At 58.1% G+C, this 2359-nt stretch carries 1 protein-coding gene; it reads right to left on the bottom strand.

Features of this window, described 5'->3' with window-relative positions; genetic code table 11:
* Positions 1-1950: thiamine pyrophosphate-dependent enzyme (locus VKV29_RS05035; RefSeq protein ID WP_324200209.1), on the bottom strand; the 1950-nt coding region annotated here is incomplete at its 3' end.
* Positions 1951-2359 lie beyond the last annotated feature (409 nt).

The following is a 2359-nucleotide window of genomic DNA, read 5'->3' as shown; positions in this document are numbered from 1 at the left end:
GCTTTCGGAAAGAGGGCTGTTATAGACGGCAAAGGAGGCGCGCGCCTGAGGAAGATGCTCTAGCGGCGCATAGCGCTCGCCCGTCTCAACGTCGTAAAGGGCGAGGCGACGCTGATCGAAGGTGCCGCGCTCCGTGTCTTGGCCCGTGAGGCGGATAGGAATGCCGTCGGCAAGAATAGAGGCAAAGGCCAGCGCCTCCGCGTGCCCCCAGTAGATGCCACGCGGCTGATGAATGGCCTGCCGACGCGGTTCGTAGAACTGTTTTGCGGTTCGCGGGTTCACATGAAAGCCGGGTGGCCACTCCAGCATCGCTTCGTTAAGCGCGATGAGGGTCTCAGCGCTTACACCGGTCTCAACGACATCCTCTTCCGGTGGAGGCAGATGGCCGTTTCCGTTCTCCTCACCGTTTTCCATATGCGAGGCCACGTCGAGCGCTTTGCGCAAGCGTTCGCGCACCTCGTTGACCATGGCCGCAGCTTCGTCTCGCGATACGATGCCCTCCTTCTCCAACTCGCGTGCAAAGATTTCGCGCACGCGCGGATGGGCATCTATAAGCGCATACATCCGTGGCTGCGTGGTGCGTGGCTCGTCCGTTTCGTTGTGTCCATAGCGCCGATAGCCGATAAGGTCTATGAGAAAGTCCTTACCGAACTCCTCTCGATAGGCAAAGGCCATGCGAGCCGCAGCGATGCAGGCAATGGGGTCGTCGGCATTCACATGGACGATGGGGATTTCAAAGCCTTTGGCAAGGTCACTGGCATAGAGGGTGGAGCGGCCTTCGGAAGGAAGCGTGGTAAAGCCGATCTGGTTATTTAAAATGATGTGGATGGTTCCCCCTGTCCGATACCCCGGCAAACGCGAGAGGTTTAGCGTTTCGGCAACGATGCCCTGTCCGCAGAAGGCGGCATCGCCGTGAATGAGAATCGGCAGCGCGGCGCGTTCGTTTTGAGGAGGACGGCCTGTAGAGTCACGGCGTTCCTGTGCGGCGCGCACATGCCCCTCCACAACGGGGTTCACATATTCGAGATGGCTTGGGTTGGGCACAAGCGTAATGGGCATTTCGGCCACGCCCGATTCGCGAAAGGCGCGACTGTAGCCTAGGTGATACTTCACGTCGCCCGACCATCCCTCAAAATTGCTGCCGGATACCGAGGTGCCTTCGCCACCGATGTTGTTTTGGAACTCTTTGAGAATAACCTCGTAGGGCTTGCCGAGCACGTGCGCCAGCACGTTGAGACGTCCGCGGTGGGCCATGCCCATAACCACCTCTTGCATGCCTTCGATGGCGGCACTGCGGACGATCTCGTCGAGCATAGGCACGAGGGCATCGGTGCCCTCGATGGAGAAACGCTTTTCTCCGGGGAAAGTTCGCTGCAGAAAATCCTCAAAAATATCCACCTCGATGAGGCGTTGAAGCAGGTCGCGTTTGCGCGCGGGGTCTATATCCTTAAAGAAGCGACGGCTCTCCACAACCTCGCGCAGCCAGTAGCGCTCTTTGGCCTCTTGAATATGCTCGTCCTCGTAGCCGATCGTTCCTGAATAGACCTGCCGTAGCCGGGCGATGGCATCGCGTGCGTTGGTGGTCTCTTGGGCAATGGGGCCGCCGATCAGGCTAGAGGGTAGCTGCTCCAATATCTCCGGCGTGAGGTTATGGGCGCTCAACTCCAGCTCGGCAGAGCTTCGTGGACTGAGATGCAGGGGGTCAATATCGGCATCGAGATGGCCGCGCTGACGAATATAACGCGCCAGGCGCACCGTGGCGATAGCCGCTTCGAGCAGCCTATTCGAGATATCGGGGGAGGCGCTTTTTTCGAGCAAAGAGGAGAGAGGATAGGCCTCGAAGAAGGCACGTGTTTCCGGATCTACCGATTCCGGATCGCGTTGATAACGCTCGTAGAGGTCTAGAACATAAGCTAGGTTCGCACCGGTAAACAGACTTAATTCAGGCATCGGGCGCTCTTTTGTGGCGTTATAGGGCGCTCGTCTTCGAGCGCAACGCTTTTATATAAGGTAAATTTATCATACCGTCATTATCGGGAAGGTGTCAAGCAGAAAAAGAGGGTTGACTTTCCAACGGTTCACCGTGTATAATTTACGTTCGACACAGTTGGAAAGTGGCAAGGCGAAGAGAAGGTGGAGTAAGCAGGCGGCGCGGTGACAGCGAGCCGGGTTGGTGGAAGCCGGTACGAGCGAACCTGCCGAAATGGCCTTTGAGCCGCCTTTTCGAAAAGCGCGTCGTTGGCTGAGTAGGGAAGGCCGGGGGGCTCCCGTTATAGGGCCAGGGTGTACACGTTCGTAAGAACGTCGTTGCACCCGCCGAGGCCGCAGCCGTGAGGCTGTGGCGAAAACAGGTGGGACC

Origin of the sequence: Chthonomonas sp., assembly GCF_035294165.1 — a bacterium.
Lineage (GTDB): Bacteria > Armatimonadota > Chthonomonadetes > Chthonomonadales > Chthonomonadaceae > Chthonomonas.
The sequence above is the reverse complement of the archived record's forward strand: the minus strand, read 5'-3'. Positions and strand labels throughout refer to the sequence as shown.